This window comes from Comamonadaceae bacterium M7527, from assembly GCA_021044545.1.
In the GTDB taxonomy this organism is placed as follows: domain Bacteria; phylum Pseudomonadota; class Gammaproteobacteria; order Burkholderiales; family Burkholderiaceae_C; genus RS62.
In genome coordinates, this window is record CP087990.1 from 1,858,432 (window position 1) to 1,884,882 (window position 26,451).

Consider the following 26,451-nt stretch of genomic DNA (forward strand, 5'->3'; position numbering starts at 1 on the left):
GGGGCCCGCTGTTTGGGCGGGGTCCACTTACGGGTCAATGGGGGCGTCGTCTATGGGCTTGGCATCTGGTGCCGCTGGCGGTGGTGCTGGTTGCGTACGAAGCCTGCTTGCTGGTGCCAATGCTTGCTGCGCAGCGGGGTTGTTGGTTGGGTCTGGCACTGTTAGCAAGGGCACATCGGCGCTGGGGCGCTGCACGCCTACAGGTGTCGACGCCAAGCCTTTTTGTACTGCCAGGATATCCTCTTCGCTGGGATACAGGTCTAGTAACAAGTAGTCAAAGACGCGCCTGGCAATGGGCGCGGCGTGTGCGCTGCCAAAGCCGGCGTTTTCTACGATAACGGCCAGAGCAACTTCGGGCGCTTCAGCGGGCGCAAACGCCACATACAGTGAGTGGTCACGCTGGGCCTCTTCGAGCTTGTCCGCATCGTATTTGTCCTGTTGGCCAATGGTGACGGCTTGTGCGGTACCTGTTTTGCCGCCGCTGGCATAGGGTGTGCCCGCGAATACAAGGCGCGACGTGCCTTCAAGGGTGACATCCACCATGGCGTCCTTGATGAGCTGGATGTTTTGTTTGTCAAAGCCCAAGTCTATGCCTTGGGTGGTCAGGCGTTGCTCGTTGGTACTGGAGTGCGATTCTCTGGTGGCCCGCACCACATGCGGCGTGTACTTGATGCCGTCGTTAGCCAATGTGGCTGTTGCGCTGGCAAGCTGCAGCATGGTGAAGGTGTTATAGCCTTGGCCAATGCCTAGTGAAATGGTCTCACCCGCATACCAGCGTTGTTGGTCGCTGCGTTTGTAGGCCTTGCGCTTCCAGGCTTGGCTGGGCAACACACCAGCGACTTCGCCGCGCAAATCAATGCCTGTTAGCTGGCCAAAGCCAAAGGGCGCCATGAAGTCGTGTATGGCGTCAACACCGAGGTCATTGGCCAAGGCGTAGTAATAGGTGTTGCTGGATTTGACGATGCTGGTGCGCAAGTCGACATTGCCTAGGCTTTCGTCACCGTGACTGCGAAAGCGGTTGCCGCCAAATATCCAGTAACCAGGGTCGTAAGTGGTGGCTTGTGGTGTGCGTTTGCCCAACTCCAGTGCGGCCAAGCCCATAAAGGGTTTGTAGGTTGAGCCCGGGGGTAGCGCCCGCGCATGGCGCGGTTAAGAAGGGGTTTGTTCACTGAGTCATTGAGCGCACGCCAGCTCTCTACGTCAATGCCTTCAACAAATAAGTTGGGGTCAAAGTGCGGCATGCTCACAAACGCCAGCACCTCACCGTTGCGTGGGTCAATGGCTACCAGCGCGCCGCGCCGCGTACCAAACAGCGACTCCACCATTTGTTGCAGCTTGGCGTCAACTGTGAGCTCTATCGTTTTACCCGGGCGCGCCGGCCTGCTGTCTAGCGTACGTACGGCGTGACCGCCAGCCGATGTCTCTACTCGGTCAATACCGGTTTGACCATGCAAGTCGCGCTCATAGCTTTGCTCGATGCCCAGTTTGCCTATGTAGTCTGTGCCGCGGTAGTTGCCTTTTTCTTCGTCTTCCCAGTTATCAATGGCCTGCTGCTCGCGTTGATTGATACGCCCGATATAGCCTACTAAATGGCTAGCCGTTGAGCCCAGTGGGTAATTTCTAAAGAAGCGCGCACGAATATCGACACCCGGAAAGCGCCAGCGTTGCGCAGCAAATCGGGCCACTTCTTCGTCGTTTAACAGTGTGCGAAGCGGTACGGCTTCAAACGACTTGGTTTCACTTTTGACTTTGTAAAACTTGCGTCTATCGCGCTTGCTCACATTGACCACCTGGGCCAAGGCGTCAAGCGTTTCTTCGAGGTTGTCTACGCGTGATGGCGTAATTTCCAGTGTGTAGGCCGAGTAGTTGGACGCCAGCACCACACCGTTGCGGTCCACCACTTCACCGCGCATGGGCACCACTGGCAAAACGGCGGTGCGGTTGCTTTCGGCTTGTGCGTTGAGCGCTTGGTGGCGCAGGACTTGCAGGTAATAGGCGCGCGCCACCACCAAACCAAAAGCCAGTAGCACCACCACGCTGGCCACCAAGACGCGCGTGCGAAAGCGGTTTAAGTCGGCTTCAACGTTGCGTATTTCACTCATGGCTGCTGGCCCATGCTTACAAAGGCCTGTTGTCGTCGGGGTCGTGCGCGCGACGCTGTGGTGCCAGCAGTATGGTGGCGACTATGGGCCATATAACGGCCTCTAAAACAGGTGCGCCCAAGGCGGGCCAGCCTGGCCAGCCGCTGCCCAGTGTCCAGCGCACCAGCCATTGCACAGCATGTGCGGCAAAGAATAAAGGCACCAACTGAACGGCTTGTCCGTCCAGCGTGAACCAGCGCATCGCCTGTGCATGCTGACAGTAAAGTAGGCCAACAGGCTGTAGGCTAGGGCATGCTCACCCAGCAGTGCGCTGCTGTGCACATCCATGAGCAGGCCAAAGAAAAAAGCTGCGCCCACGTTAACGCGTCGCGTTTGGTTTACGTTCCAGTAAACCAGCACCACAGCTAAAAAGTCAGGCAGCCACAAGCTGGTGTTACCCAACACGGTAGTTAACAGCATGTTCAGTAGCAACGCTGCAATCAACGCGCCCCAGATGAACCAGGCCGACGCGGGCAGCAGCAGCTGTTGGCCAGGACGCATGATCATTGAGATGCCCCCGTTACAGTCTTGGCTTGCGGCGCTGTCAAATCAGGTGCAACAGGTGTGGGCGGTGGCACCACCAGCACATAGCGTGTGGCATCAACTTGCGACAGCGGCTTGCAGCGAATACTGGCGTAGTTGGTTTGCATTGGTTCAGGAATATCCACGATGGTGGCCACCGGCAGGCCCGCAGGGTATACGCCGTCTATGCCGCTGGTCATCAGCACGTCGCCGGCCTTTATATTGGCGTTATTGCTGACAAAGCGCAGCTCAAGGTGTGTGCCGTCGCCGCCGACTTCGCCAAACAGTACATTGCGCTCGCCCGTACGCGCATTCAGTACAGGCGTTGACTGGTTGCGGTCTGTCAGTACGGTGACCTCTGAGGTGAGCAAGTAGGCGCGTGTTACTTGACCATAAACGCCGTTGACATCAATGACGGCAGAGCCAGCCTGTATGCCGTGTGCTGTGCCTTTGTCCAATATGACGCGCTTGGAATAAGGGTCTGGCGTTTGTGCAACAACCCGTGCGGCAAGGCCAGGGCCGGCCAAGCTGGCTTGCAGGTTTAGCAAGGCTTGCAAACGTTGTGTTTCTAATTTGAGATAGTCGATTTGCTGCACAGTTTCAGCTTGGCGCAGCAGTTGTTCATTGAGCACGGCGTTGGTTTGCTTGGCCGCGTCAAGCGACTGCACATAAGCGCCCAGCCACTGCGCGCCCACCAGCGGCTGGCGCAGCACCCATTGCACAGGGTACAAGCCAGTGGCCAGTACATTGCGAATGGGCTGGCCTATGGTGTAGCGCAAGTCGGCTGCCATGAGGCTAAACGACAGGGCCGTAAACACCAGCAGTTTGGTAAAGGCAGTTGTGCCTTGCTTGAAGAACGCGGGGGTGCGGTCTAACACAAGGTTGAGCAGGCGTTGGCTTTACTCGTGGGAGAACACGGTGCCCAAGCTGTCCATGCGCTCAAGCGCCAGGCCACAGCCACGTACCACGCAGGTGAGGGGGTCTTCAGCCACCAACACGGGCAGGCCTGTTTCTTCAGCCAGCAAGCGGTCTAGGTCATGTAGCAATGCGCCGCCCCCAGTGAGCATCATGCCGCGCTCAGCGATGTCGGCACCCAATTCGGGTGGCGTTTGCTCCAGCGCATTTTTAACAGCAGACACCACATTGTTGAGTGGCTCTGTAAGCGATTCCAAAATTTCGTTGCTGGAGATGATGAATGAACGTGGCACACCTTCTGACAAGTTGCGGCCCTTGACTTCCATCTCTTTCACTTCGCCGCCTGGGAAGGCTGAGCCTATGTTTTTCTTAATGGCTTCAGCGGTAGGCTCGCCAATGAGCATGCCGTAGTTGCGGCGTATGTAGTTGATGATGGCCTCGTCAAAGCGGTCGCCACCCACGCGCACACTGCCTTTGTAGACCATGCCGCCCAATGAAATAACGCCCACTTCAGTGGTGCCGCCACCAATGTCAATGACCATGGAGCCCGATGGCTCTGACACCGGCAAGCCTGCGCCCAAAGCAGCAGCCATTGGTTCTTCAATGAGGTACACCTCAGATGCGCCGGCGCCAAGTGCAGACTCACGAATGGCACGGCGCTCAACCTGTGTAGAGCCGCAAGGCACGCAAATGATGATGCGTGGGCTGGGACGGAAGATGGAGCGCGGGTGCACCATCTTGATGAACTGCTTGAGCATTTGCTCGGTCACGGTGAAGTCGGCAATCACGCCGTCTTTCATGGGGCGAATGGCCTCGATGTTGCCGGGCACCTTACCCAGCATAGACTTGGCTTCCTGGCCAACAGCCTGCAGTGTTTTTTTGCCTTGCGGCCCGCCCTCGTGGCGAATGGCAACAACAGACGGCTCATTCAAAATGATGCCCTTGTCGCGCATGTAAATAACGGTGTTGGCCGTGCCAAGGTCAATGGCTAAGTCAGATGAAAATTGGCGGCGAAAAGCTTCAAACATGTGTGCGTCCTGGTGCGCGGCAAAGGTGTTTGGCAGCGGCGGTGCATAGCCGCTACCGGTAACATTGCAAAATAGGGGTGCTGGTTGGTGGCACGTGTGCGACAACCGAGCTGACATGCATTTGTTTGCTAGCAGCGTAAAAGCGCTCAAAAGCATACATATACAAAGACTGGATAATACCCCATTGCCACCGCATCAATGCCAGCCAGATCGCTGGAAACACGCGATTTGACGCTAACTTGGGCATAACCTACACAATAAACCTATGGCACTCACTATTGAAGATATGGCTCGCCTGAGCCGGCTGGCCAGACTTGAGGTCAACCCACAGACCCAAAACCAGACCTTAGACCAGCTGAACGGCTTTTTTAAGCTGGTTGAGCAAATGAACGCTGTGGATACCACAGGCGTTGAACCCCTGGCCCATCCCACAGACGCCATGGGCGTGGCCGCCCAGTTGCGTTTGCGTGATGATCATGTGGCCGAGCCTGCCACAGCGCAGGCCAGAGACGCCAACCAGGCCAGTGCGCCAGCGGTTGAGCGCGGTTTGTTTTTAGTGCCCAAAGTGATTGAGTGAGGAAGTCGTCCATGTCTGCTATCCATGAATGGGGCGTGGCTGAAACGGCCCGCCAACTACACAGCAAACAAGTCTCTAGCGTGGAGGTGACGCAAGCGCTGATCCAGCGCTGCGAGGCGCATGCAGATCTGGGTGCATTTGTGCACTTCTCGCCGGAACAGGCGCTAACGGCCGCCAAAAATGCCGATAGCCGCTTGGCCGCAGGTGATACAAGTGCCTTGTTAGGCGTGCCACTGGCCCACAAAGATGTGTTTGTGACCACCGCCGCGCCCACCACGGCAGGTTCACGCATGTTGGCCGACTACCAAAGCCCGTTCAACGCCACAGTGGTGCAACGCTTGAACGACGCGGGTGCCATCAGCTTGGGCAAGCTCAACTGCGATGAATTTGCGATGGGCTCAGGCAACGAGAACTCAGCCTATGGCCCCACCAAAAATCCTTGGGATACCAGCCGCGTGCCTGGCGGCTCAAGCGGTGGCTCTGCTGCTGCGGTGGCTGCGGGTTTGGTGGCAGGAGCCACTGGCACGGACACCGGCGGCTCTATTCGCCAGCCCGCTGGTTTTTGCGGCATTACCGGCATCAAGCCCACTTATGGCTTGTGCTCGCGCTTTGGCATGGTGGCATTTGCCTCCAGCCTGGACCAGGCAGGCCCCATGGCTAAAAGCGCTGAAGACTGCGCAGCCATGCTCACGCACATGGCAGGCCCTGACCTGGACCATGATTCCACCTCACTCGATGTGCCAACAGTGGACTACACGGCAGCGCTGGCGCAGCCACGGGCCGGAGCTACTGCAGACAAGCCTTTGTTGGGTTTGCGCGTGGGTTTGCCAGCAGAGTTTTTTGGTGCGGGTTTGAGCGCCGACGTGAATGCTGCGGTGCAAGCCGCACTCAGGCAGCTGAGTGACATGGGCGCCACCCTGGTGGATATAGGCTTGCCGCGCACAGAGTTGTCTATTCCCGTGTACTACATCATTGCGCCGGCAGAGGCGTCCAGCAATTTAAGTCGTTTTGACGGCGTGCGTTACGGCCACCGAGCCAAAGACTATGACGACCTGGCCGATATGTATCAAAAGTCGCGCAGTGAAGGTTTTGGCCCAGAAGTGCAGCGCCGCATACTCATTGGTACCTATGTGCTAAGCCACGGCTACTACGACGCCTACTACTTGAAGGCGCAAAAAATTCGCCGTCTCATTGCCCAAGACTTTCAAGCTGCATTCAAGCAATGCGACGTGATTGCCGGGCCCGTGGCCCCCACAGTGGCCTGGGGCATTGGTGAAAAAAGCAATGACCCCGTAGCCAATTACCTGGCCGACATCTTCACCTTGTCGACCAGCTTGGCAGGCTTGCCGGGCATGAGTATGCCTGCCGGCTTTGGCGCGGGCAATATGCCTGTGGGTTTGCAGTTGGTGGGTAACTACTTGGCTGAAACAACCTTGCTGCAAACTGCGCACAGCTACCAACAAGCTACCGACTGGCACCAACGCCGCCCCAGCCTAAACACCAAAGGAGCCGACGCATGAGCGCCGCCGCTACATCCCAACAATCGTTGCTGGTCAATGGCTACGAGGTTGTGATTGGGTTTGAAACCCATGCACAACTGTCTACCAGGTCCAAAATTTTCAGCCGCTCCAGTGTGGCGTTTGGCGCCGAGGCCAACACACAGGCCAGTGTGGTGGATATGGCCTTGCCAGGCACCTTGCCTGTAATGAACAAGGGCGCGGTTGAGCGCGCCATCAAGCTTGGTTTGGCTGTGGGCGCTTACGTGGCCGACAAAAGCGTGTTTGCCCGCAAAAACTACTTTTACCCGGACCTGCCCAAAGGCTATCAAATCAGCCAGTTTGAAATACCCGTGGTGCAAGGCGGTGAGGTGAGCTTTTTGTTGGACGGCGAGCCCAAAACCGTACGCCTGGTCCGTGCCCACCTGGAAGAGGATGCGGGTAAATCACTGCACGAGGATTTTGTTGGGCAAAGTGGTATTGACCTCAATCGCGCCGGCACACCCCTGCTAGAAATTGTGACCGAGCCCGACATGCGCTCTACCGCTGAGGCCGTGGCTTACGCCAAAGAGCTGCACAAGATCGTGACCTGGATTGGCATTTGCGACGGCAACATGCAAGAGGGCAGCTTTCGCTGTGACGCCAACGTGTCTGTGCGCAAACCAGGTGGTGCGTTGGGCACGCGCCGCGAAATCAAAAACCTCAACAGCTTTCGCTTTATGCAGCAAGCCATTGACTTTGAAATTCGCTGGCAGATTGAAGAAATTGAAGAGGGGCGAGCCATACAGCAAGCCACTGTGTTGTTCGACCCCGATACGGGCGAGACACGCGCCATGCGTACCAAGGAAGACGCGGCCGATTACCGCTACTTCCCGGACCCAGACTTGCCACCGCTGGTGATTTCGCGCGAATGGGTCGCCAGTGTGGAGGCTCAAATGCCAGAGCTGCCACGCGTGATGGCCAAGCGCTTGATGGACGCGCATGGTCTGTCCGCGTATGACGCCGATATGCTCACCGCCAGCCAAGCCACTGCCGCTTACTTTGAAGCCGCCACAGCAGCTTGCGCCCAGCCCAAGCTGGTGGCCAACTGGATGATGGGCGAGTTGTCCAAGCGCCTAAATGCTGACGATATGGTGATCAGCCAGGCGCCTGTGCAGGCTGAGCTGCTGGCAGCACTCATTGCACGCATTCAAGACCAGACCATTTCCAACAATGCCGCGCGTCAAGTGTTTGATGCCTTGTGGCGCGGAGAAGGCAGTAGCGTGGACGCGTTGATCGAAGCCAAAGGCCTCAAGCAAATGAACGACGCCGGCGCGCTGGAGGCCATTGTTGCCGACGTTATCGCTGCCAACGCTGACAATGTCGCGCAATACCGCGCCGGCAAGGACAAAGCCTTTAATGCGCTGGTGGGTCAAGTGATGAAAGCCAGCAAAGGCAAGGCCAATCCAGCGCAAGTCAACGATTTGCTAAAGGCGGCGCTGAACTGAGTGCCCGCCAACGCATGTCACCCTATGGCCTGCCCATAGGGTGAGTGCTTGGCTGTGGTTGGTTGCCTGTGCCCTGTGACAACAGCCTGTCAGATTTCAACCCCATATTGATCCCGGTAGGCGCGTACCTTGGGCAGGTAGTCGTGTAGCTCGCCCGCGTTGCTTTGCGCCGCCAAGTAGGCCAGCAAGTCGGCCAACGTGGCAATGGCACACACTTGCAGCCCCAGCGTGTTGCGTACATATTGCACTGCGCTGTGCGGCGTGTCGCGCACATGGCCGCCTACCACTTCAGTGGCCATTTCTTGGCGGTCCAGTGCAATGGCTACGCCGCAAGCGCTCGCGCCTGCGGCGTTGATCAGCGCAATGGATTCGCGCGCGGCGGTGCCGGCGCTCATGACATCATCAACAATGAGTACCCGGCCTTTGAGTGGCGCGCCCACCAAACTACCGCCTTCGCCGTGGTCCTTGGCTTCTTTGCGGTTGTAGGCTATGGGAAAATTGTGGCCCATGCGGGCCAGTTCTATGCCCACCGCTGTGACCAATGGGATGCCTTTGTAAGCCGGGCCAAACAGCATGTCAAAGGCGATGCCGCTGGCCACAATGCGCTGTGCATAAAATTGAGCCAAGCGGCACAGCTTGGCGCCGTCGTCAAACAGGCCCGCGTTAAAAAAGTAGGGGCTTAAGCGCCCAGCTTTTGTTTTGAATTCACCCAAGCGCAGCACGCCTGCGTCAACCGAAAAAGCGACAAATTCCAATGCCAGCGCATCAGCGTGGCCGCTGGTGGTTTGTTGTGTAGTAACCATGACCCAATCCTTGTTCAAACTCACGTCGCTCAACCTCAACGGCATCAGATCAGCCGCACGCAAAGGCTTGGCCGAATGGGTTGAGCAAACCGCCCCTGATTGTATGTGTGTGCAAGAGCTCAAGGCCCAAGAGCCGGACATGGTGGGCGTGCTGGACGTGATTGCCGGCTTGCCTGGGCGCTTTCATTGCGCAGAAAAAAAGGGCTACTCGGGCGTAGGGGTGTACACCAGGCACGAACCCAGCGACGTGATCACCGGTTTTGGCAACGCTGAGTTTGATGCTGAGGGGCGTTACATAGAGTTGCGTTTTGACACACTCAAAACCAAGCGCAGCATCATCAGTAGCTACTTTCCCAGCGGCTCGTCAGGTGACATTCGCCAAGGTGCAAAGTTCAGGTTTTTAGACGCCATGGGCCCTTATCTTGAAGGGTTGCGCACCAGCCGCGAGTACATCTTATGCGGCGACTTGAATATTGCCCACCAAAACATTGACCTCAAAAACTGGCGCAGCAACCAAAAAAACTCTGGCTTTACGCCTGAAGAGCGCGAGTGGATGACACAGTTTTTGGCCACTGGCGTGGTGGACGTGTACCGCCAGCTAGAGCCCACAGCGACTGATGAGGCCTACACCTGGTGGAGCAACCGCGGCCAAGCCTGGGCCAACAACGTGGGTTGGCGCTTGGACTACCATTTGGCCACGCCCGCCACTGCTGCCACCGCCACAACGGCCGCGGTATACAAAGACCAACGCTTTTCTGACCACGCACCATTGACGATTGGTTACAACTTCGCGCTATGAACTTGGATGCGCCCTATGCCCCCGTGCATGCAGTGTCACGCACGCCTTGGTGGCCTTGGGCGGCAGCGTTCGCGTTGCACGTCTGTGCTGCAGGGCTGGTGTGGTGGTTGGTGCAGGTGCCCATGCCAGCCGTTGGCAATAAGGGCGCAGCGGCAAGTGAACCAGCAAACGCTTTTGACGCCCAGCGGTTGATGTGGTTGGATGCTGGCGTGCAAGCGCCTGTGCCTGCGCAGTCAAAGGCCCAGGCAGTGGCAAGGCCCGCAACGCTGACAAAACCCCAGCCAACACCAACATCCATACCGACGCCACCTGTCGTTGATGTTGCCTTGGCACAGCAGCCACAGGTTCAGTTTGAGCCCACTCGTTCGCGTGATGCCACAGCGTCTGAAGCGGTAGACGCAAACGTCAAGAGCGACGCTGCGATGCAAACGGCTACGCCTGTTGCACTGGATGAAAACACGCCGACTGTCGTGAAACAAGCTGCTACCAACAGCCTGCCAAGCGTGCTGCAAGCCTATAGCCCACCGCCTGACTACCCTGCACTGAGTAAGCGCCTGGGGGAGCAAGGCACTGTGGTGTTGCGCGTGCATGTCAGCGCTGCTGGCCAGCCGTTGGCTGCTTTGCTGCAGCAGTCCAGCGGCTTTGAGCGCTTGGACCGCGCTGCGCAGCAAGCAGTGTCAGGATGGCGTTTTGTGCCAGGCCAGCGCGACGGCCAGCCGCAAACGGTCTGGTTTGAAGTGCCTGTTCGGTTTGAGCTGAACTAGCGGCAGGCTTATCATTACGGGCATGTTGCATTACAAAACCATACCCGTTACACCGTTCGCCCAAAACTGCTCGCTGGTATGGTGCGACCAAACCATGGACGCAGCGGTGATTGACCCGGGTGGGGATTTGCCCCTGTTGCTGGCCGAGGTGCAGGCGCTGGCCATTCATCTAAAGGCTATCTGGCTGACGCACGCGCACATAGACCATGCAGGCGGTACGGCAGAACTGTCGCAGCAGCTTGACTTGCCCATTATTGGCCCGCACGAGGGTGACCAGTTTTGGATAGATGGTTTGCCCGAGCAAAGCCGCATGTTTAATTTTGCGCCCGCCGGCTTGTTTACGCCTACGCGCTGGTTGACAGACAACGATACCGTCACGCTGGGTGAGCACACCTTGCAAGTGCGTCACTGCCCTGGCCACACACCCGGCCATGTGGTGTTTTACTCGCCGGATATCAAACGCGCATTTGTTGGTGATGTGTTGTTTGCTGGCAGTATTGGCCGCACCGACTTCCCGCAAGGCGACCACGCTACGCTGATCAGCAGCATTACCGAGCGCTTGTGGCCCATGGGCGATGACACGGTTTTTATTCCGGGTCATGGCCCAGAAAGTTCTTTTGGCCGGGAGCGCCAAAGCAACCCCTACGTAGGCGGCACCTGATATGAACCAGCAAACCACCGCACCAGGCGACGCAACAAACACCACCACTTGGGCAGACGGCTTGTCCACATTGCTGCACCCGCGCGTGGTCACCATGCTGTTTTTGGGGTTTTCAGCGGGTGTCCCTATATTGCTGATTTTCTCGTCGCTGTCGTTGTGGCTGCGTGAAGCGGGCGTTGAGCGTCAGGCGGTGACGTTTTTCAGCTGGGCCGCATTGGGCTACTCGTTCAAGTTTATTTGGGCACCACTTATTGACCAGTTGCCAGTGCCTATGCTCACAAGGCTGATGGGCAGGCGTCGCGCCTGGTTGCTGGTGTCGCAAGTCTTGGTCATTGCTGCCATTGGCCTTATGGCCAGCGTAGACCCAGCGTCTGCGCCGCAAGCACTCACGCTGATGGCCGTAGGCGCGGTGATGCTGGGCTTTTCGTCCGCCACGCAAGACATCGTGATTGACGCTTACCGCATTGAGTCTGCGCCGGTTGATTTGCAAGCCATGATGTCGTCCACCTATATTGCAGGCTACCGCATAGGCATGGTGGTAGCGGGCGCGGGCGCGCTTTATCTGGCTGATTTTTTGGGCTCTACCAAAGAGGTCTACAGCTACAACGCGTGGCAAACCACGTATTGGCTGATGGCGGCAACCATGTTGGTGGGCGTGCTCACCACCCTGGTGATCAAAGAGCCGGTGCTTGAGCGCTCACAGGCTGGTGACAGCAGTGCCTTAACCGGCACAGAAAACCTGCGTATGTTGGCCGTGTTTGTGGCGGGCGTGGCGGTGTTTGTCGCCTTGTTCGGTCTTTTGGGTCACGTCGGAAACGGCTTAAAAGCCACATGGTCTGCCGGCCCTTTGCTGACCTTTTTGCTAGAGAGTGTGCGCTTGATGCTGTCGCTGGCAGGCGCTGTGGCCGTAGGCGGTGCCTTGGTGAAAGCGGGTTTGGCGCCGCTGTCTTTGGCCAGGCGTACGTGGCTGGCACCCATCAAAGACTTCTTTGAGCGCTATGGCATGAGCACGGCGTGGCTGGTGTTGGGTCTCATTGGGCTGTACCGTATCTCTGACATTGTGTTGGGCGTGATCTCCAATGTGTTTTACCAGGACCTAGGCTTTAGCAAACCAGAAATAGCTGCGGCTGTCAAAACCTACGGCGTGCTCATTGGCATTGCGGGTAGCGTGTTGGGCGGTATTGTGGCCACGCGTGTGGGCGTTATGCGCACACTGATGTGGGGTGCTGTGCTGTCTGCCCTGACCAACCTGGCGTTTGTAGCCTTGGCCGTGGCTGGCCACGACGTGACGCTGATGTACGCCGTAGTGAGTGCCGACAACTTGGCTGCGGGCTTTGCCAGCGCGGCCTTCGTGGCGTTTTTGTCCAGCCTTACCAACGTGTCGTTTACGGCTGTGCAATACGCCATCTTCAGCTCACTGATGACGCTGCTGCCCAAAACCCTAGGCGGCTACTCCGGTGGCATGGTCGACGTATGGGGTTACCCGGGCTTTTTTGTGTTTACAGCCGTTATCGGCATACCGGTGTTGTGGCTTGTGCACTTGGCGGGTAGGCGGCTAAACGTTCAAGCGTAAGATTTCTGCGCTTTACACGTCAGACACCATGCACCCGTGGCTTCACGCTAAGCTCGGTGCATGACAGCCACAACCTAGCGCCTATGCGCATTCTGTTAATTGAAGACGATCAGCGCTTGGCGGTGATGGTCAAAGCCTACCTGGAGCAGTCTGCGTTTGTGTGCGACATCGCACCCACTGGTGCGCAAGGCTTGGCTGCTATGGGCCAGCAAGTGCCGCATGCCGTGTTGTTAGACCTGATGCTGCCCGATGCCGATGGCCTGGAACTGTGCAAGCGCATACGCGCCTTTGACGGCGCTGCGGCACGTGTGCCCATCATCATGCTCACCGCCAAAGGTGATCCGCTAGACCGCATTGTGGGCTTGGAGCTGGGCGCTGATGACTACTTGCCCAAACCCTTTGAGCCGCGCGAGTTGCTGGCCAGGTTGCGTGCCGTGCTGCGCCGCCAAAGCGGCGGCACACTGGTGGCGGGTGATGCACCACATAAAGCACTGACCTTCGGCTCGCTTGAAATTGACACCGATGCACGCGAAGTGTTGCTGTGCGGCAAGGTGTGCGAGCTCACCACTTACCAGTTTGACGTGCTGCTGGCCTTGGCCACTCGGGCTGGCCGCGTGCTGTCGCGTGAGCAAATTATGGAGTTGGTGCGCGGAAAAGAGTTAGAAGCATTTGACCGTTCTATTGATGTGCACATTGGTCGCATACGAGCCGCTATTGAAGCCGACATCAAGGCGCCCACGCGCATAGTGACGGTGCGCGGTGTAGGTTATGTGTTTGCCAAGCAGCAAGACTGACATGACCGGGCAAACCGCATCATCAATCACCCAGGCAAAATCACCGCACTGGTACCAGCGCTTGTACTGGCGTATTTGGTTAACGGTAGCTGCGCTGGTGTGCGTGGCTGTGGTGGCCGTGGCCTTGTTGTGGCGGTTTGACTTGGACAACGACCGCGCCCAGCGCGTGGGCCATGAGTTGCTGGTACGCGGCGTAGATGGCGCCGTAGTGGGACAGGTTCGCCCGCTTGTGGGCGACGAACGCCAAGGGTTGCGCGCGCAGTTGCGCGACCGCGCTGTTGATGACGAGGCCAGGCATCGCCTGCCAACAGGCCCCATGTTCAGGCTTGATTTACAAGGCGGTCAAACCTTGTTGCTAGAGTTGCCGCGCCCCAAACGCTTGCGAGACGAGCAAGGTTTTATAGACTCGCGCCGCATTGCTTTCATGCTGACACAGCCTGCAGGCTGGGCTGTAGTTGCAGCTTTATTGGTGGCCTTGATTGCCCTCATGGCCTACCCCGTGGTGCGCCGTTTGACGCGCAGGCTTGAGCGTTTGCAAGCGGGTGTTCAGCGTTTTGGCATGGGTGACTTGGGCGTGCGCGTAGACGAGCACGGTGGTGATGAAGTGGCCTATTTGGCAAGGCAGTTCAATGACACAGCCAAGCGCGTAGAAGCCTTGGTGGGCTCGCACAAGTCATTGTTGGCCAATGCCTCACATGAGTTGCGCTCGCCTTTGGCACGCATGCGCATGAGCATGGCGCTGCTGCCTCAAGCGGGTGACGGCAACCAGGTTGCCACCATGGCCAGACAGGAAATCGAGCAAAGTATTCAAGAGTTGGACGAGTTGATAGGTGAGATCTTGCTGGCCAGCAGGTTGGACCATGGCGGTGCGGCCACAGAGGCCAAGACCAACGTTGACTTGGCGGTTTTGTTGGTAGAGGAGTGCGCGCGCTTGGGGGTACACGCTGACTTGCCTGACCTGCAAGATAGTGGTGTGTCGTCGCTTGAGGTTGTGGGTCACGCCCATTTGCTAAGACGACTGATACGCAATTTGCTGGAAAACGCGCAACGCCACGGCCGCAGCCTTGACGCAGAAAAAGGCCATGACGTGGTGCAAGTGAAGGCACGGCTGTGGCTAGACCACGTCAAGCGCTTGAACCTGTCTGTCAGCGACAACGGCCCAGGCGTGCCGCCAAACCTGCGCGAGCGCATTTTTGAGCCATTCTTTCGATTGCCGGGTGCCAGTGAGCGCGACGGTGGTGTGGGCCTGGGGCTGGCTTTGGTCAAGGCTATTGCGCGCGAGCATGGCGCGCTTGTGGTGTGCACCCAGGCCGAAGCCAAGCCCGGCGCCGCGCCGCTTGAGTTGTCGGGCGCGGTATTCGTCGTAACGTGGCCTGTGACTGAGCCTGTATAGCCTTATGAATACTTTTTTACTGGATAAGTGGTAAAAAAGTAACATTTTTCAAACAAATGTTAAATAAATACACTTTTATGAGCAAAAAAGAGTTACTATAGCGGCGTTGCTGTCACAGTTCATGTAAGGCAACATCGCCGAGTTGGTTGGCCTCTTTAGGTTGACTGGCCCAGCGATTTGAGGGGGAAACAAGGCTTTAATGCCTATTTACAAACCACCTTCGGGTGGTTTTTTTTGCCCGCTTAATCCGGCACGCGTCTGGCTGCACTGCGTCGCAGCAGCTTCACAGCGACACGTGCGGTGTACAGCACCAGCACAGTGCCCATGAAGTCACCTACAAACATGGGCCATACCACCAACCAGAAGTGTTCTGTAACGCCGCGGTATGCGTACCAAATTTGATGTCCAAATGAGGTGGCAACCGCGTAAAACAGTGTCAGCTGCATCAGAGTGGCGGCATTTATGTTGACTAAATTGCGGTCCAGGTGCGCAAAGCGTTGCATCAGCTGCTGCACCAGATAAGGCATGAAACCGCTGATCAGGCCAGCCACAATACCTATGCTTGGATCTGGTGAAAAGTAAACAAATACAGAGATAGAGGCGGATGCAATGCTGATGCCAATTGCGCCGGATAGACCGAATACCAACACCATCAGCAAACGCAGCCCGGCCGGTAAGTAAAGCCAATTTACACCAGCGGTGAATTCCAGTGATGCGAATACCCAATTGTTTAAAAAGAACAGTGTCGCGTAGGAAATCGCTGCAAAAGCTATCAACAATAGCTGCTGCATTAGTGGTGTGGGCTTTGTCAATTGTTGTTCTCGGGGGGGGGGGGGCGCCATCGATACAAACTGGCAATATGGCCGATTTCTTCTCAATTGTAATAGGAATGGCACATAAGGCCATTGATAGCCACGACGCTGATAATGTGGCGCCAAATAAAAAGCCTGCAACCCAGAAATGGGTGGCAGGCTTTGTGAGGTGCAGCCTGGGCCGCCCCGCGTGTGTGGCGCTAGGCTTTAGCGGCAACCCTTAGCAATGACTGACCAAGCTGCTCAAAGTGAGCCACTGCCGCCGGCGTGAGAACCAAACGCTTGATGCGCGTATCGTTTTGATCTTCATCAGTGGTAATCATGCCTATGGCGCGCAAGCGCGCAATGCGTCTGTGCATGGTGGCTGGTGAGCCCAAGTGCGATAAGCCCATGGCCTGCATGACCGTCAGAGGGCTACCAGCAAACCACGGAACGGCCAAGGCGTCCAGCAAGGCGCTTTCGTTGGCATCAAGTGAAGGCAAGCTGGGCAAACTCTCAATGGCTTTCGCAAGTTGCAAGAACCGCAGGTACGCGGTTGCCAATGGTGATGAGGTTTGGGACATAGCGACCGTCCTTAAAAGTAAACGTTTGTAGAGATAAGTTCTATATGTAGCAAGTTATTGTAGGCTAAAGCGAATAGTTGCGCTTGCTTGTTAATGCGATATGTTGGTTGCATATCAATCTTGAAAGGTAATGGTGCGTCGTGTATGGCCAGTTTGTGGCCTCAACATAGCCGTTTAAAGCCATCTGCCCTGGGCGCAAGCCATCGCTTGGTATATTCACCACATGATTCTAGTTACAGGCGGTGCCGGCTTTATTGGTGCAAACTTTGTTCTCGACTGGCTAAGCCAAAGCGATGAGCCCGTTGTCAACCTGGACAAACTTACTTACGCGGGCAACTTGCAGTCTTTGCAAAGCTTGGCTGCGCACAGCGGCCATCACTTTGTAAGAGGCGATATTGCCGACCGTGAGTTGGTCGCCGACTTGCTGCAACGGTACCAGCCGCGTGCTGTGGTGCACTTTGCGGCCGAGAGCCACGTAGACCGGTCCATTCACGGTCCTGGCGACTTTGTGCAAACCAATATTGTGGGCACGTTCAATCTATTAGAGTCGGTACGCAACTACTGGCATGGCTTGCCAGCCCAGCAGCAGGCGGCTTTTCGCATGCTGCATGTCTCTACCGACGAGGTGTATGGCAGCCTGGCGCCATCGGATGCTCCGTTTACCGAGCGCCATGCCTTTGAGCCCAACAGCCCTTACTCTGCCAGCAAGGCTGCCAGCGACCACTTGGTGCGTGCATGGCATCACACCTATGGGCTGCCCGTGCTCACGACCAACTGCAGCAACAACTACGGCCCCTATCACTTTCCAGAAAAGCTGATCCCGCTGGTGATACACAACGCCTTGGCAGGCAAGCCGCTGCCCATTTATGGCGACGGCCAGCAAGTGCGTGACTGGCTTTATGTGGGCGACCATTGCAGCGCCATTCGTACCGTGCTGAGCAAAGGTCGCTTGGGTGAAACCTACAACGTGGGCGGCTGGAACGAAAAAACCAACCTCGAAGTGGTGCACGCCATTTGCGCTCACCTTGACCTTGCCCGCCCTAAAGCCGCGGGCAGCTACGCCGACCAAATCACCTTTGTTACCGACAGGCCCGGCCACGACCGGCGCTACGCCATAGACGCGAGCAAGCTGGCCGATGAGCTGGGCTGGAAGCCCGCACAAACCTTTGAAACGGGCATCGCCACCACGATTGACTGGTATCTTGCCAACCAGGACTGGGTGAGCAACGTCACCAGTGGCGCTTACCGCGACTGGGTGAGCCAGCAATACAGTAACGAAGACACGCCAGCATGAGTGCCAGCCCAGCGCGCCCCAAGCTGCTGCTGTTGGGTGGCAACGGCCAAGTGGGCCACGCCTTGCAGTTGGCGCTGCGCGCGCCCGATGCGCCAGTGTTTGCGCTCAAAACCATCACGCGCAACGAGTTAGACCTTGGCGACTTGTCCGCTGTGCAAGCACTGGTGTTGAGCTTTAAGCCAGATTGGATAATCAACGCGGCTGCTTACACAGCGGTGGACAAGGCCGAGACGGAGCCAGCATTGGCGCATGTCGTCAACGCCGCATTACCCACGGTATTGGCCCAGCTGGCGCAGCAAGTCGGTGCGGCCTTGGTGCACTATTCAACCGACTATGTGTTTGATGGCCAAGCTGCCAACGCCTATACCGAGACAGATACCGTAAACCCGCAGTCCACATACGGCCACAGCAAGTGGGCTGGCGAGCAAGGCGTGGCGGCGCATTGCACACGCCACTTGCTGTTGCGCACATGCTGGGTGTTTGGTGTGCATGGTGGCAATTTCTTGAAGACCATGCTGCGCCTGGCACAGCAAAAAACTGCGCTGCGCGTCGTTGCAGACCAATGGGGCGCGCCCACCAGCGCCCACCTGATTGCGCAGACCACGCTGGCGCTGATGCAGCAAGCCATGCGCCGCCCGTTGTGGGGCACCTACCACTTAAGCGCCAGTGGCCGTACCAATTGGCATGCCTATGCCGTTGCGGCTATTGCAGGCGCGCAGCAGCTGGGGCTGGCCACGCAGCTCAATGTGGCCAATATGGAAGCTATACCTGCAAGTGACTACCCCACGCCCGCAGCACGTCCTAGCAACTCATGCCTGAACACTGACAAACTAGCGGCCCAGCTGGGGTATTCGCTAGCCAGCTGGCAAGAGGGCATGCAACATACGCTTAACCAACTGGCCGCAAATGGCTGGACAGACTTATGACAACCACGCAACGCAAAGGCATTATTTTGGCGGGCGGCTCAGGCACACGCCTGTATCCCGTGACACACGCGGTGTCCAAGCAGCTCATGCCGATTTACGACAAGCCCATGGTGTATTACCCGCTCACCACGCTGATGCTGGCCGGCATTCGCGAGGTGTTGCTGATTTCCACACCGCAAGACACGCCGAAATTTGAACAACTATTGGGCGATGGGTCGCAGTGGGGCATGCGCATTCAATATGCCGTGCAGCCCACGCCAGACGGCTTGGCCCAAGCCTTTGTTATTGGGCGCGATTTTGTGGGCAATGGCCCTAGCGCCCTGGTGTTGGGCGACAACATTTTTTACGGTCATGACCTTGAGCCGCAGCTCAAACGGGCCAACGCCTCAGACACTGGCGCCACGGTGTTTGCCTACCACGTACAAGACCCACAGCGCTACGGCGTGGTTGAGTTTGATGCACAGCGCAAGGCTTTGTCTATTGAAGAAAAGCCGCTAAAGCCCAAGTCCAACTACGCGGTAACAGGTCTTTATTTTTACGACAACCAAGTGCTGGACATGGCGCGCGACCTCAAGCCCAGCTCGCGCGGTGAGCTGGAAATTACAGACATCAACCGGTTGTACCTAAAGCAAGCGCAACTCAATGTGGAAAACATGGGCCGCGGCTACGCTTGGCTAGACACCGGTACGCATGACTCGCTGTTGGAGGCCAGTCAATTTATTGCCACCTTGCAAAAGCGCCAAGGCCTGATGGTGGCCTGCCCAGAAGAAATTGCGTGGCGTGCAGGCTGGATCAGCAGTGACAGCTTGGCACAACTTGCCGCCCCCTTGGCCAAAAACGGCTACGGCATGTATCTCAACAACCTACTGAAATAACGCCATGCCCTACACCACCACCACCACATCGCTAGACGGCGTGCTGTTGTTAGAGCCACAGGTTTTTGGCGACGACAGAGGCTTTTTCTTTGAGAGCTTTAACCAGCGCGACTTCGCCAAAACCACGGGCCTGGACGTGCAGTTTGTACAAGACAACCACTCAAAAAGCAGCAAAGGCGTGCTGCGCGGTTTGCACTACCAAATACAGCATCCGCAGGGCAAGCTGGTACGCGTAACAGCAGGTGAGGTGTTTGACGTGGCAGTGGACTTGCGCAAGGCATCCCCCACCTTTGGCAAGAGTTACAGCACCATTTTGTCGGCCGACAACAAACGCCAACTCTGGATACCGCCTGGCTTTGCACACGGTTTTTTAGTCACCAGCGACAGCGCAGAGTTCTTGTACAAAACCACAGACTATTGGTACCCCGAGTTCGAGCGCAGCCTGCTGTGGAGCGATCCGGCGTTGGGGATTGAGTGGCCGTTGAAAGAGGGGCAGCGGCCTGTGTTGGCTGGTAAGGATGAGGCGGCTGGACTACTAATCGATTCGGAGGTATTCCGTTGAAACCGACATTTGATCTAACGGTGTGCTTGACCATCGGACGCAGGCCGGAACTACTGCGAGAGACGCTGGTAAGCATGGGGCCACTGATACATGACTTCAGAGTATTGGCTGTCAATGATTTTGGTGATGAGGCAACAAATGAGGTGTTTCGTGCCTATTGCCCAAAGGGTGAGCTATTGAGTTTGAGTGAGCATGTTGGACACCATCGCGCTGTGGACCATATGTACGACAGAGTGAAGACCGAGTTCATTCTTCATTGTGAGGATGACTGGAAATTTCACGATTTGAACTTTTTAGGTCCGTCAATAGATGCTCTGCACGCAAGTGACTGCTTGTCAATGGTGTGCTTGCGCTCCCTCAGTGACTTTCAATTCACAAATGAGGACTTTGAGAAAAAGCTAGAGATTAGATTGGGTGATAACAGACTCGCAGACATGACTGGTTTGCACGATCAGTGGCACGGGTATACCTTCAACCCCCATTTGGTGCGCGCAGAATTGTGGCGTGGTTTGGGAGGATTTTCTTCCTTTAAAAAGGAGCGCCATATTTCTAGGCACCTTCGAAAAAAAGGTCTCAAAGTGGGCTACTTACAGCCAGGATTTTGTTGCCATATTGGCGATGGAGCCAGTGTTGCCAACCCACCAAAACGGAATTTACTTGAGCGCCTAAGGTATTGGTTCAAGAGCTAGCTTATATTTCTTAGGGGAGGCTGTGCGCTTGCGCGTGAGCAAATGAAGTCTCTCTGCCAGTAATACGCCAACTGGTCACAGTTCCTTGTCTACGACAGTAACAATTTCAAGTTATGCCCCATCCACTATGCCTGCAAATACCTACACACCCTGTTCAGCGACGCTGTTTCTGCTGACCTACAACCAACAAGATACGGTAGAAGCTGCCGCCATGAGCTGCTTGAACCAGGTTTGCGAGCCAATTGAAATCGTGTTCAGCGACGACTGCTCCAGCGACGCCACCTTGGACAAACTGCGCAGCTTGGCAGCGAAGTACCGAGGACCACACCATGTTCGCGTGCGACAAAACTCAAGCAATTTGGGCATTGCTCAGCACTACAACCAAGTGGTCAGCGAAGCGAGCGCAGAACTGATTGTCGTAGCCGCTGGCGACGACCTAAGTGCACCCAATCGCGTGGCGCGCGTCTTGGACGCTTGGCGCGCGAGCCAGGGGCGTGTCAATCTCATCGCCAGCTATGCCACGAGTATCGACAGCCAAGGAAATGCCCTGAGTTTGATTAAAACTGGACACCTTGAAAAATGGCCCAACGCCCAGACGTGGTGCAAGAAAAGACCCTATGTGATTGGCGCCACGTTTGCCTTTCACAAAAAGCTCTTTACGGTGTTTGGCCCTTTGGCCAGCGGGGTGGACTACGAAGATCAAGTGCTGAGCTTTCGCGCTGCCGCGCTTGGGGGAGGCTTGACCCTGTCTGAGCCGTTGGTGCAGTACCGCCAAGGAGGTGTTTCCAGTCGATCGGCTCCCAATCCGCATGCACTACTCGCTCACTCCCACAGCAAATACAGCCGGCAGCTGGCTGTGTACACACAAATCACAAAAGACTTGCACACCATGGGACAAGCTAATCTGACTGCAGGGAAAATTGATGCCTATGTACAGAAAAGCAATGTTGTAATTGCATTGATTAACCTATCTCCACCTTCAATTCAAGGTGCACTAAAAATTGCTATCAAGCACATTAAATCACCCGGCATACTCTGGACATTGATTCGCTTTATTTATATAAAATACCCCCAATTGACCATTTTTTTGGGTCGAAAAATTTAACTAATAAGCCATGAAAAATTTGTTTAAAAGTATTCGCAATTGGAACAATCGACGAGTTAACCACGCCGCGACAAAACAAATATGGTTTTGAACCACGATCACCGCCTGGGAATACTGGGAATCATGAAAGCCCCCCTATTGGTCAATACAGGCCTGTTCCTGCTGTTTGGCATGGCCTTGTTGTACACGTCATCGACAGCGCTGATCGGACTGAGTTTGACAACGCTCGGTGTTTATTCTTTTTTTCTAAAAATTCGATTACTTTTATCACGGCCTTCCCTAATGAACGCGATATTCTGATTGCTCTCCTCTGCATGGGTTTGGTACTCATCACGTTGAATATTCACCACCAAGAGCGGTGGGGGGTGTACCACCTTCCAATTGCGGCTCTGTTGTGGCTGCCTATTTTTTTTGCATTGGCCAACACCAACACCAATCCCCAGTATTTGTGGTCTGGCGGATCCTCGGGCGCCTTTATTGCCTTGGCTATTGCTGGGTATGAAATTGTTTTTTTGAACGCTGATCGAGCAGGGTACATCGTTCACAATCCCATCCCGTTTGGCTCGATTGCCATGTGCCTCGCAGCTGCATCGGTGGTTGGGTACCAACACAAAGCAAAAGCATGGAGCCTAACCAACGCTTGGGCGCTAACCGGCATGTTCGCTGGCGTGGCCGCAGCGGTATTGAGCGGTAGCAAGGGCTGCTTGCTTGCGTTACCGGTGTTGGCTTATGTACTTTACATCAAATGTATTCGACCACTGGAGCTTCTACGCATTTGGGTTTGGCTGGCGAGTTTTTTGGCGCTGGGGTTGGTACTGTTGATATTGCTGATTACTGATAGTTTCTTGGCTAGCCGCTTTGAAGAAGCTTTCCGCGGTGCGGTGGTTTGGTTTGAGACGGGACGCGTGGTGGAGGGATCGGTTGGTCCTCGGTTAGAGTTGATCCGTTTTGCTCTCGGCGCCGCGATGGTTAACCCACTGACAGGCATTGGACGTGACGAAATGGTGAGTATGTTGCAAGCCTCGGCTATGAATGGCGCATACGACCCCTTCATCGCCCACCTGCACACGCTACACAACGAATTTTTGAACATTTGGGTAACCAAAGGTTTGTTGGGTCTGGTCGCCATGGGCGCGGTGTACGGCTTAAGTCTAAGATACTTCTGGCGGTTGCGCCACCAGGCCGATGCATGTGTTCAAAACATTGGGCTGATGGGCTTGAGTTTGTGTCTGATGTACCTGATTTTTGGTTTGAGCGAAGTCGCGCTGCAGCTTACTTTTTTTAGGAACTTCTTTTTGGTCACTCTGGTGTGTTTGTTGGGTATGGCCTATCATCAGTTAAACTACCCCGCGAAAAACTAGTGTCTAACCTTAAGACGCTTAGTATCTTTTATGGATAACACCATTACTCTATTAATTAAAGTGACTTGCAGCGATTTGCGTATATTTTAAATTAATGCATTAAAGCAGTTATTAGGGCTTGTTAGCTTTTATATCGATGAGTGCTTTTAAAGCAACCACTTTTCGTGCTGTAAACAGATACGATAACCTACCAAGCGCCCTTCGAAACTCACCAAAAACACGGCGAAACTTTATCCGCAAAAAAGTTGTGCGGTTCGGGTAAATGGGGAGAGCTATTTCTCGGGCAATTAGTGATTCGGTAGAAATGGGCGCTTGTTGCCCAAAATGTTTCGCGACGTTCATTTGAACCAAGTTGGCAGGAACCAACTGCCATGCGCGCCAGTCACGAACCGCGTTGATAAACGCATCGGCCAAAGCAGTTCCGTTTTCTTTATGGTGCTTAATCAAAATGCGAGCCCCAGATGGCCAAAGCAGATAACCCGCTGCTCCTGCGCTATTGAGATGCAGACGTTGCAGCTTTAAGTCGTTGACAGTTTCAAATTGACCCAGGATTTTCTTACCCCACGTTTCCAAGCATATGTAGTCCGCGCAGGACGTTTGCACTAGGGTGAGGATGTCTTGATACCAGTCTTCACTCAAAATCACATCATCTTCAAGGACGACTGCTGGTCCTTCACCCTGAGCAATGCTTTGCCAAACTTCGAGGTGGCTTAGAAAACACCCTACCTCGGTTTTTTTCAGTGGGCGCTGCCAGCAAAATGCGTGCTGAAGAAATTCCTCATCAGAAAAATCTTTCAGACCTATGGCCGCTTGCCAAATAGGCTTAAAACCTAAGCGCTGGGCTTGCATTTCTTGAAACGCGCGCCTATGCTGGGCAGATGCCAAGCTGATTATGTAGACGGGTACCGTCATTTTTAACCTCTCCATGTCCGATCCATAACGTCAACCATATGGTTCCACATGCCGCAATTGTTTTGGGCGAAGACAGCACCACGCGCATCGGTAATGTCCAAGTAGTTCCTAAGGTCATTTGTCGCGTAAGCGCCGTGTAGGCGGTATTGACGCATTCAAGTAGGGGCCTTTTTCTCGGGCGACGACTATTGCAGGCCAGTAGCTTTGGTGCGCTGCTACTACCCCCAAAACTCTGGACCACCTTGCATTTGATTCAGGCTGATTAGATATATTTTCATGGCGCTAGCCACTCCTGCAACCCCTTGACCCGCCCCCAATTACGCGCAATGTGTTTGGGGCTGGGCCACAGCAGACGCATGGCTAAAGACAGGTAGGCCAGGCGCAAGGTTTTGCGGCGCAGTTGTTCGCTGTGTGCGATGGATACGTGTTTGGCTGTGAAGCGTATTTTGGATTGGGCGTGGTAGTAGCCGCGTGTGTACTCTGCTGCCAGTGGCGTTTTGCCGCCAACCGAGCCGCGTGAGCGGTGTGTGACTGTGACGCTGGGTATCAGCATCATGGGTTTGTGTGCAGCAAAGGTGCGGCAGCACAAGTCGTCGTCCTCGTAGTAAAGAAAGAAGTTGGGGTCAAAGCCTCCAACGGCTTGCATGTTGGCCATGTTCAGCAAAATGGCTGCGCCGCATACAAAGCCCACGCAGCAGTCGCCGCTGGCACCGGGGCCAGCGCTTGGCCAGTAGGTGCTGGGCCACCGGTAGTTGAGTTCGGCTTTGCCGCTTGGTGTTTGAATTTGCGGTGCCAGCATGGCTGCATCTGGCCAACGCTTGGCGGCTGCTACTAATTGGGCTATGGCCTCCAGGCTTGGTTCGCAGTCCGGGTTTAGCAGCAAGGCGTAGGGTGTTGTTACTCGCTCAAGCCCCCAGTTGTTGGCGCGGCCAAAACCAAGGTTGGTGTCACTGGCCAATACGGTGGCGTTGGCTAGCAACTGTTTGGCGGTTGGCACGGTGTCATCGGCGCTGGCGTTGTCCACCACGATAACGTGGGGCAGATGGGCCAGCGTGGTGGCCAGCGCAGGCAAGCAGTGCGCGCTGTTGTACGTCACGGTAATGACCGTGACTTGCGCCAATGCCTCAGTGTCCGTGTGCAAGCTGCTCGCCCGCGCGCAGTGCGTATTCGGTGCCACAGTAGGGGCACTTGGCGCTTCCCGTTTTGGCAACGTCAAGGTAGACCTTGGGGTGTGTGTTCCACACATCCATATGGGCGGCTGGATTGGGGCAGTACACGCCGCCGTGTTGGTTGAGGTCGGCGGCACCTAGCTCTACGGTTTGTTTAGACATGGATCACTCTCTTGGTTGGGTCATGCTTGGTTTACACCAAAGTGAGCCAGTGGGCGTACTTGGGGTTGCGGCCATTTACGATGTCAAAGAAAGCAGTTTGTACTTTCTCGGTGATGGGGCCACGACTGCCAGAGCCAATCTCAATGCGGTCTAGTTCGCGCACGGGCGTGACCTCGGCGGCTGTGCCTGTAAAGAAGGCTTCGTCTGCAATATAGACCTCGTCGCGGGTGATGCGCTTTTGCACAATCTCAAGGCCCAGGTCTTTGGCAATGTGGAACACGGTGTTGCGTGTAATGCCGTTTAGTGCACCTGCAGACAGGTCGGGTGTGTAGATCACACCGCCCTTGACCACAAATAAGTTTTCGCCTGCGCCTTCTGACACAAAGCCACTGGCGTCCAGCAGCAAGGCTTCGTCGTAGCCGTCGTCCGTGGCTTCCATGTTGGCCAAAATGCTGTTGGTGTAATTGCTCACCGCCTTGGCCTGCGTCATGGTGATGTTGACATGGTGGCGTGTGTAGCTGCTGGTTTTGACGCGAATGCCGCGCTTCAAACCTTCTTCGCCCAGGTAAGCGCCCCAGTTCCAAGCGGCCACCATCAGGTGGATGGTGTTGCCCTTGGGGGACACGCCCAGGCGCTGAGAGCCAATCCAGGTCAATGGGCGAATGTAGGCACTGTCTAGCTTGTTTTCACGCACCACATCAAGCTGGGCCTTGTTGATGTCGTCATGCGTAAAAGGAATTTTCATGCGCAGGATTTTGGCGCTGTTGAACAAGCGCTCGGTGTGCTCTTGCAAGCGGAAGATGGCCGTGCCCTTGTCGGTCTGGTAAGCACGCACGCCCTCAAACGCACCGCAACCATAGTGCAGTGTGTGTGTCAGCACGTGGATTTTGGCGTCGCGCCAGTCCACCATGGTGCCGTCCATCCAAATTTTTCCGTCGCGGTCTTCCATTGATGGAGGCATAGCAGTCATAGCAGTCCTTGAGCGCGTTCAGCGCAAAAATTATTAGGTTGTAGTGGCCAGCGCGCTGTGCTTGGCGCGTCTCAAATGATGCCAGATTTTAGCGGGCT

General features: G+C 55.8%; 25 protein-coding genes and 2 pseudogenes. 16 read left to right on the forward strand and 11 right to left on the reverse strand.

Translation table 11 applies throughout. The annotated features are described in order from the left end of the window. Positions 1-27: 27 nt before the first annotated feature. From mrdA to LN050_08965, 4 genes and pseudogenes are all read right to left on the reverse strand, one after another. Positions 28-2,102, reverse strand: a pseudogene (gene mrdA / locus LN050_08950) (penicillin-binding protein 2). A gap of 16 nt (positions 2,103-2,118) precedes the next feature. Next, positions 2,119-2,648 (reverse strand): annotated as a pseudogene (gene mreD, locus LN050_08955) (rod shape-determining protein MreD). Next, positions 2,645-3,541: a rod shape-determining protein MreC gene (mreC, locus tag LN050_08960; GenBank protein UFS55889.1), complete on the reverse strand. Its 897-nt coding sequence runs from the start codon at positions 3,539-3,541 to the stop codon at positions 2,645-2,647. Before mreC ends, mreD begins: the two are co-directional and overlap by 4 nt. Positions 3,542-3,562: 21 nt before the next feature. Beyond that, positions 3,563-4,606 (reverse strand): rod shape-determining protein, encoded by a 1,044-nt coding sequence (locus tag LN050_08965; protein UFS55890.1) that lies wholly within the window; start codon positions 4,604-4,606, stop codon positions 3,563-3,565. Positions 4,607-4,871: 265 nt separating this feature from the next. On the opposite strand from LN050_08965, the gene gatC reads away from it, so the two are divergent. The 3 genes from gatC to gatB are packed head-to-tail and all read left to right on the forward strand — an operon-like array spanning position 4,872 to position 8,166. Then, entirely contained in the window at positions 4,872-5,183 is a 312-nt protein-coding gene (gene gatC, locus LN050_08970; protein UFS55891.1) for an Asp-tRNA(Asn)/Glu-tRNA(Gln) amidotransferase subunit GatC, read from the forward strand. A gap of 11 nt (positions 5,184-5,194) precedes the next feature. Next, on the forward strand, positions 5,195-6,703 hold the full coding sequence (gene gatA, locus LN050_08975) for an Asp-tRNA(Asn)/Glu-tRNA(Gln) amidotransferase subunit GatA (GenBank protein UFS55892.1): 1,509 nt from the start codon (positions 5,195-5,197) through the stop codon (positions 6,701-6,703). Next, a complete protein-coding gene (gene gatB, locus LN050_08980) occupies positions 6,700-8,166 on the forward strand; it encodes an Asp-tRNA(Asn)/Glu-tRNA(Gln) amidotransferase subunit GatB (protein UFS55893.1) in 1,467 nt (488 codons plus the stop codon). The genes gatA and gatB overlap by 4 nt, the downstream gene beginning before the upstream one ends. Before the next feature lie 89 nt (positions 8,167-8,255). Here gatB and pyrE read toward each other — a convergent pair whose 3' ends face one another. Then, positions 8,256-8,969 (reverse strand): orotate phosphoribosyltransferase, encoded by a 714-nt coding sequence (gene pyrE / locus LN050_08985; protein UFS55894.1) that lies wholly within the window; start codon positions 8,967-8,969, stop codon positions 8,256-8,258. Between the two features lie 10 nt (positions 8,970-8,979). Here pyrE and xth point away from each other — a divergent pair, with 10 nt between their 5' ends. The 6 genes from xth (at position 8,980) to LN050_09015 (ending at position 14,953) form a co-directional block, all read left to right on the forward strand. Then, entirely contained in the window at positions 8,980-9,768 is a 789-nt protein-coding gene (gene xth / locus LN050_08990; protein ID UFS57378.1) for an exodeoxyribonuclease III, read from the forward strand. After that, positions 9,765-10,532 (forward strand): energy transducer TonB, encoded by a 768-nt coding sequence (locus tag LN050_08995; protein UFS55895.1) that lies wholly within the window; start codon positions 9,765-9,767, stop codon positions 10,530-10,532. Before xth ends, LN050_08995 begins: the two co-directional genes overlap by 4 nt. 22 nt (positions 10,533-10,554) lie before the next feature. Then, entirely contained in the window at positions 10,555-11,193 is a 639-nt protein-coding gene (locus LN050_09000; protein ID UFS55896.1) for an MBL fold metallo-hydrolase, read from the forward strand. 1 nt (position 11,194) lies between these two features. Beyond that, on the forward strand, positions 11,195-12,766 hold the full coding sequence (locus LN050_09005; protein UFS55897.1) for an MFS transporter: 1,572 nt from the start codon (positions 11,195-11,197) through the stop codon (positions 12,764-12,766). Between the two features lie 83 nt (positions 12,767-12,849). Next, positions 12,850-13,560 (forward strand): response regulator transcription factor, encoded by a 711-nt coding sequence (locus LN050_09010; GenBank protein UFS55898.1) that lies wholly within the window; start codon positions 12,850-12,852, stop codon positions 13,558-13,560. Between the two features lies 1 nt (position 13,561). Continuing rightward, positions 13,562-14,953 (forward strand): ATP-binding protein, encoded by a 1,392-nt coding sequence (locus LN050_09015; GenBank protein UFS55899.1) that lies wholly within the window; start codon positions 13,562-13,564, stop codon positions 14,951-14,953. Between the two features lie 242 nt (positions 14,954-15,195). On the opposite strand, the gene LN050_09020 is transcribed toward LN050_09015, so the two are convergent. Together LN050_09020 and LN050_09025 are read right to left on the reverse strand one after the other, a co-directional pair. After that, positions 15,196-15,891, reverse strand: a complete 696-nt coding sequence (locus LN050_09020) for a hypothetical protein (GenBank protein UFS55900.1) — start codon at positions 15,889-15,891, stop codon at positions 15,196-15,198. 74 nt (positions 15,892-15,965) lie between these two features. After that, a complete protein-coding gene (locus LN050_09025; GenBank protein ID UFS55901.1) occupies positions 15,966-16,328 on the reverse strand; it encodes a MarR family winged helix-turn-helix transcriptional regulator in 363 nt (120 codons plus the stop codon). 223 nt (positions 16,329-16,551) lie between these two features. Here LN050_09025 and rfbB point away from each other — a divergent pair, with 223 nt between their 5' ends. The 7 genes from rfbB (at position 16,552) to LN050_09060 (ending at position 23,140) form a co-directional block, all read left to right on the forward strand. After that, a complete protein-coding gene (rfbB, locus tag LN050_09030; GenBank protein ID UFS55902.1) occupies positions 16,552-17,622 on the forward strand; it encodes a dTDP-glucose 4,6-dehydratase in 1,071 nt (356 codons plus the stop codon). Beyond that, entirely contained in the window at positions 17,619-18,548 is a 930-nt protein-coding gene (gene rfbD / locus LN050_09035) for a dTDP-4-dehydrorhamnose reductase (protein ID UFS55903.1), read from the forward strand. Before rfbB ends, rfbD begins: the two co-directional genes overlap by 4 nt. Beyond that, positions 18,545-19,423 (forward strand): glucose-1-phosphate thymidylyltransferase RfbA, encoded by an 879-nt coding sequence (gene rfbA / locus LN050_09040; protein ID UFS55904.1) that lies wholly within the window; start codon positions 18,545-18,547, stop codon positions 19,421-19,423. The genes rfbD and rfbA overlap by 4 nt, the downstream gene beginning before the upstream one ends. Before the next feature lie 4 nt (positions 19,424-19,427). Further along, complete coding sequence (gene rfbC / locus LN050_09045; GenBank protein UFS55905.1) at positions 19,428-19,985, forward strand: dTDP-4-dehydrorhamnose 3,5-epimerase; 558 nt, start codon at positions 19,428-19,430, stop codon at positions 19,983-19,985. After that, entirely contained in the window at positions 19,982-20,674 is a 693-nt protein-coding gene (locus LN050_09050) for a hypothetical protein (GenBank protein ID UFS55906.1), read from the forward strand. The genes rfbC and LN050_09050 overlap by 4 nt, the downstream gene beginning before the upstream one ends. Positions 20,675-20,759: 85 nt before the next feature. Beyond that, positions 20,760-21,779: a glycosyltransferase gene (locus LN050_09055; protein ID UFS55907.1), complete on the forward strand. Its 1,020-nt coding sequence runs from the start codon at positions 20,760-20,762 to the stop codon at positions 21,777-21,779. Positions 21,780-22,195: 416 nt separating this feature from the next. Beyond that, a complete protein-coding gene (locus LN050_09060; GenBank protein UFS55908.1) occupies positions 22,196-23,140 on the forward strand; it encodes an O-antigen ligase family protein in 945 nt (314 codons plus the stop codon). A gap of 111 nt (positions 23,141-23,251) precedes the next feature. On the opposite strand, the gene LN050_09065 is transcribed toward LN050_09060, so the two are convergent. The 4 genes from LN050_09065 to LN050_09080 form a co-directional block, all read right to left on the reverse strand. Next, positions 23,252-24,052: a glycosyltransferase family 25 protein gene (locus LN050_09065; protein UFS55909.1), complete on the reverse strand. Its 801-nt coding sequence runs from the start codon at positions 24,050-24,052 to the stop codon at positions 23,252-23,254. 274 nt (positions 24,053-24,326) lie between these two features. After that, positions 24,327-25,193, reverse strand: a complete 867-nt coding sequence (locus LN050_09070) for a glycosyltransferase family 2 protein (protein ID UFS55910.1) — start codon at positions 25,191-25,193, stop codon at positions 24,327-24,329. Further along, the gene (locus LN050_09075; GenBank protein ID UFS55911.1) at positions 25,177-25,383 is read right to left on the reverse strand and encodes a zinc-finger domain-containing protein; all 207 of its coding nucleotides are present in this window, start codon (positions 25,381-25,383) and stop codon (positions 25,177-25,179) included. The genes LN050_09070 and LN050_09075 overlap by 17 nt, the downstream gene beginning before the upstream one ends. Positions 25,384-25,414: 31 nt before the next feature. Then, positions 25,415-26,353, reverse strand: coding sequence for a branched-chain amino acid transaminase (locus LN050_09080; protein UFS55912.1), 939 nt, complete (start codon positions 26,351-26,353; stop codon positions 25,415-25,417). Positions 26,354-26,451 lie beyond the last annotated feature (98 nt).